Below are 4,946 nucleotides of genomic sequence, written 5' to 3'. Positions count from 1 at the left end.
TAGAAAGAGTATTTGCAGATATGAAAGAGAAACATGGTTTGCGTTGGACTACGTTAAGAGGTTTGAAAAAAGTCTCGATGCAGGCGATGTTAGTTTTTGCTGCCATGAATTTGAAAAAGCTAGCGAATTGGACGTGGAAGAGACGTCCGAATCGCTCTCAATTTTTTATTTCATCCAAGATTTTAAGCATTTTTGACAAAAATAACCTCATACTAGGTAATTTAGCATGAGGTTAGTCTTCAGTCTGAACATAGGTGTCGACCACCTATGTTTATCGTTTAATTTATTGTTTTGCATATTTAAATGAATAATCCAGCGATAGTTGCAGATAACATTGATGTTAAAGTGGCACCAATTAATAATCTAACACTAAAACCAGAAGCAACTTTTGCTTGTTTCGCAGAAAGAGCTTTTAAAGTACCGCTAATTTGACCTACTGTACTAAAGTTAGCAAAGCTGATTAAAAATACAGATATGATACCAATAGTCTTTTCTGTTAAATCAGGAATCATAGTGTTGAAGTCTAATATCGCAACAAATTCATTTAAAATTAGTTTTGTACCCATGATACTTCCTGCTTGAACTATCTCACTGGCTGGAATTCCCATTAAGAATGCAAATGGAGACAATAAATAACCAATTAACATTTGTAGATTAGTGTCATATCCAAACAATCCTGCAAGTTCAGCAACTAAATAGTTTGCTAATCCCATTGTAGCAATAAAGGCAATAAGGATTCCCGCAACATTTCCAGCAATCTTCAAACCATCTAATGCCCCATCAACCATTGCTTCAAAGAAACTATCTCCATAAGCACCATCTTTAATCTCAATAACATCTTCATCTTTTGGAACATTTACAGGCATTACTAATGAACTGATAATCAATGCTGAAAACATATTTAATGGTAATGCAGCTAGAACATATTTTGGAGGTAATAGAGCCATATATGATGCAATAATAGAAGCTGCTACCGAATTCATTGCACTTGCAGAAACTACATACAAGCGATTTTTATCAAGATTGTCCAATTGAGTTTTGATCGCTAATAAAGCTTCACTTGTTCCAAAGAAAATAGAATTTACAGCATTAAAGGATTCTATCTTTGGTAATCCAGTAAGTTTAGCTAAAGCCCCACCAACCAACTTAATTGTATATGGCAAAATCTTAGTATAATTGAAGATCGCCAATAAAGTAGAGAAAAATACGATTATAAGTAATACATTAAACATAAATACGAATCCTGTAGTTTCAATTCCACCAAAAACAAAATTCACACCTGCAGTACCAAATTCAATTAGTTTATCAAATGCTAGGGTAAAAAAGTCAATAATTTTTTTACCTATCGTAGTTGTAAACATGAACCATGCTGTAAAAAAATTGGAAACCAGCATAATAATTATTGATTTGAACTTAATACCTTGTCGATCTGTTGATAGTAAGTACCCTAATCCTAAAGTTACAATAATTCCTACAATAGCGATTAAATAAGCCATTAAATCAATCCTTTCTAATGTTATTAACTTTGATTGTTCCTACATTTAACAGGTGCTCATTTCTTTTTTTAGTTGTATCTTTATGGGACTTGTAAATGAGATAGATAGATAGATAAATAAATTAAATAAGTAATTCATGAAAGCGCTTGTGATTTTATCATTTTCATATTTTTTGGGAATTAATGACGTATGTTGTAAGATGTATGATGTATGACGTCATACTCCCGGGTGATATTATATAAAATTATTGATAAAAATGATACAAGAAATATTTGGTAATTTGTTGTTTCAAACTAAAAAAGCCCCTTGCACTACCAAGGGACTTAAGTAATTTATTTATACCCACCAATTAAATTGCTTTCCAAAATTCCTTACATTTTTACTAAATACTTTTTTCTGATACTCAATTGGTACTATTTCTTTAATTATTTCAATCTGATCATCAATATTCTCTGTTGGAAAGTCTGATCCGAAAAAGATTTTGTTGTAACCTATTTGTTCAAAGACATTTCTTATTCTCTCAATTCCAGTTTCGTATCTAACATCTATTTTACCGCTGTTCATAGTTCCACATGGAAGGGAATGAACATGAATATCAATGATTTCCATATTACCACCTTCTAGTATTAACTTAGAAATTAATCGTAAGAATTCTTCATCTAATTCAAAATTCCTTCTATATTCTTTAACAAATATATTTCAATAGTCATTGTTACCTGTAATTAGATTTATACGGTAGATTAATCTTGATAGGGAAAACATTCTATAAAAACTTCCTGTATATTTTCTTTCCGTCATAGGAAAATAGGACAAGTCTATTTTCAATTATGGTTTCTATATGAACTGCTCTACCCCAAAGCTTATGCACATATGGCAAGGTTTTCTCAAGATAATGAATATCCAGTTCAATGCCTTCGAATTGGTGTTTTAAGTACAATTCCCCATTTTTTAAATAATCACCATTTTCTACTACAATATATGGAAAACCTCCATTTACTCTTGCTTGAACGAGTTGATCCCTTACCTTTTCCCAATCCTTTTCTACAATCACCCATTCATTACCCTTTTTCTTACCTCAAAAATTTTCTTTCGACCTTCACCAGATTTTCTTCCTAAATGTTCCTGTTCCTCTTTAGTCGGATGATCCCATCTTTTTTCAATATCTTCAAATATCTTTAGTCCTAAATAATATGGATTTATAGATGTTTTTGACGGTTGAACAATCGACGCATTTAGTTTGGCAAACTCTATCGTTTCCTCTTCAGTTAAATCCATTTCCCTTAAGATTCTAGTATGCCAATAGGAAGCCCAACCTTCGTTTATCTAAGGTGCTTATATAAAGTAAGTTATCACCTAACAAACTATTTAATAAATACTGGTACTCCGTTTCTTATCTCATTTACATAAACTTTTCCATCCGTATCAAAATAAGCATACTGACCAACTAATTCATTATTATTAAACTTACCAAATACAACACTTCCATCCAAGTAATGATATGAACCATACCCTTCTTGTCTACCTTCTACAAATTCTCCAAAATAAATAGTACCTTCAGAAGCAAAATAATATCTACCTATGCCAGTTCTGTCATCATTAACCCAATTTCCTACATATATATCTCCATCTGCCCAGTAATATGTTCCTTGTCCAGATTTCATACCATTTTGGTAATATCCTTTATATATATCTCCATCAAACCAAATTGTTTTTCCATATCCATGTTCTAATCCATTATTCACCTCTCCAATATAGATAGCATTACTATACTCTATTGTTTGTATTTTTCTTTTAGATTCAGCTGAATTATCAATAAAATTTAATACAACATCGTTTGGAATTGCTAAATTTATATTTTCACCATCAACTATTTTTGCTGTTACTACTCCTATAACTTCTCCATACATGTTTATTAATGCTCCACCAGAACTTCCAGGTGATATTGGAGCTGAAGTCTGAATGTACTTTGAACCTCCTATATCTCTAAAGCCCGAAACTATCCCTTCTGATACTGTATTAAATAATCCTAATGGACTTCCTATTGCCACAACATTACTCCCTAATTTAGGTTTAGTAGATGAAATGTGAATACCTTTTGAAATAGTATTTATTTTTAATAGTGCCAAATCTAAAGTTTCATCATAATTTATTATTTGAACATCTTTATATTCTTTCCCATTTTCATCTTCATTTGTTATCACACTTAACTTAAAACTATCCTCTATTACATGATTATTTGTAATTATATACCCTTCATTATTAATAAATATACCTGAGCCCGTTCCCAGAAGATTACCATTATAGTCGTATGATTCTATTAGAACTATACTATCTGCTAATTCAGCAACTTCTTCAGTGGTTTTTAATTGTTTATAGGGGTCTTCTGCTATAACTTTGATACGATCATTTATAAAATTTTTATCGTTAATTCCAGCTGTATTAGTACTTCCGTCCCAAGTTACATCTTTATTTAGCATTTCTGAAATAGCTCTTAATGGGACATAAGTAGTACCGTTATATAATATATTATCTGCCGCTACTTTTTGTCCGTTAACTTCAATATTTATTGAATTAAACATTACTTGTATAGTTTTTGTTAATCCTTCTGCTAATACAGAATTACTAATTAATAATGATGAAAAAAGGAATCCAAATATAAAACCTTTAATTTCTCTTTTCATTATACTTTTCCTCTCCTTATTATCAATTTTTATAGATACTCTATTAGACACCAAAGAGAATCTTCCTCCATATTCGACAAAATTTGTCATTTTTTTTAACTTTTTCGGTATTCATAGAGAAAAATATTAAAGTCTCTTGCTTTAGCACAACAAGAGACTTTAATATACACATATCTTTTCACAAAAACTTCCTAAAGTTTTTTTATTATCATACGACAACTACAAGATCCGTTCTTAACAACTGTCATTAAATGTGCGCTTCTTCCCCTAGAAAATAAGATTTTATTGAAGTCTTTTAAGGCTGCATTACAGAATAGACAGTTGGACGTTACCTCTTATTGAATAAAATGATAATTAGCATGATAAACAGGTATAAAATGGAATTATTATTGTCAAAATTTATAAGTCCATGCATGCCACTTACCAAGAAAATATTAGCTGTTTTTACATATAGGATAGATAGTAAAGCTCCTCCTATAAACTTATTAATTAAACTATTGATAAGAAGCATACTGGGTAGTTTGGATTTGAGTCAATATATTGGACACAAAAAAGTTAACTCTTATGCTGAATGTTTCAATTGATCTTCGATGGCTTGAGGAGTCAAATAACCTAAAGCACTATGTATTCTTCTTCGGTTGTACCAGCCCTCAATATATTGAAAAATTGCTATCTTAGCAGAATAGTAATCTAGATATTGCACGTGATTTACTTCTTCTTTTTTCAATATAGCATGAAATGATTCAATACAAGCATTATCATAGGGATT

At 30.8% G+C, this 4,946-nt stretch carries 5 protein-coding genes and 1 pseudogene; 1 reads left to right on the top strand and 5 read right to left on the bottom strand.

Annotation, left to right across the window (positions count from 1 at the left end; genetic code table 11):
- On the top strand, positions 1-230 hold a 230-nt coding region (locus BHF71_RS12410), incomplete at its 5' end, for a transposase (protein WP_084024083.1).
- A gap of 69 nt (positions 231-299) precedes the next feature.
- On the opposite strand, the gene BHF71_RS09660 is transcribed toward BHF71_RS12410, so the two are convergent.
- The 5 genes and pseudogenes from BHF71_RS09660 to BHF71_RS09635 all read right to left on the bottom strand — a co-directional run.
- Positions 300-1,496 (bottom strand): NupC/NupG family nucleoside CNT transporter, encoded by a 1,197-nt coding sequence (locus tag BHF71_RS09660; protein ID WP_069657436.1) that lies wholly within the window; start codon positions 1,494-1,496, stop codon positions 300-302.
- A 336-nt stretch (positions 1,497-1,832) separates the two neighbouring features.
- Positions 1,833-2,105 carry an amidohydrolase family protein gene (locus BHF71_RS09655; RefSeq protein ID WP_069657435.1) on the bottom strand — a complete coding sequence of 91 codons (273 nt, stop codon included), beginning with the start codon at positions 2,103-2,105 and terminating at the stop codon, positions 1,833-1,835.
- Between the two features lie 154 nt (positions 2,106-2,259).
- Positions 2,260-2,819: pseudogene (locus BHF71_RS11690) on the bottom strand (SpoVR family protein); the annotation flags it as partial.
- Positions 2,820-2,857: 38 nt separating this feature from the next.
- A complete protein-coding gene (locus BHF71_RS09640) occupies positions 2,858-4,177 on the bottom strand; it encodes a trypsin-like peptidase domain-containing protein (RefSeq protein ID WP_176717350.1) in 1,320 nt (439 codons plus the stop codon).
- A 562-nt stretch (positions 4,178-4,739) separates the two neighbouring features.
- The coding region (locus BHF71_RS09635) for an integrase core domain-containing protein (RefSeq protein WP_141705358.1) at positions 4,740-4,946 on the bottom strand (207 nt) is incomplete at its 5' end.

This window comes from Vulcanibacillus modesticaldus (assembly GCF_001730235.1).
Taxonomy (GTDB): Bacteria; Bacillota; Bacilli; order Tepidibacillales; family Tepidibacillaceae; genus Vulcanibacillus; species Vulcanibacillus modesticaldus.
The sequence above is the reverse complement of the archived record's forward strand: the minus strand, read 5'-3'. Positions and strand labels throughout refer to the sequence as shown.

What these genes read in the sequence shown, in the direction of transcription:
- BHF71_RS09640 (WP_176717350.1), bottom strand. Translation starts at nt 4,177, where the DNA reads ATGAAAAGAGAAATTAAAGGTTTTATATTTGGATTCCTTTTTTCATCA.
- BHF71_RS09660 (WP_069657436.1), bottom strand. Translation starts at nt 1,496, where the DNA reads ATGGCTTATTTAATCGCTATTGTAGGAATTATTGTAACTTTAGGATTA.
- BHF71_RS09655 (WP_069657435.1), bottom strand. Translation starts at nt 2,105, where the DNA reads ATGGAAATCATTGATATTCATGTTCATTCCCTTCCATGTGGAACTATG.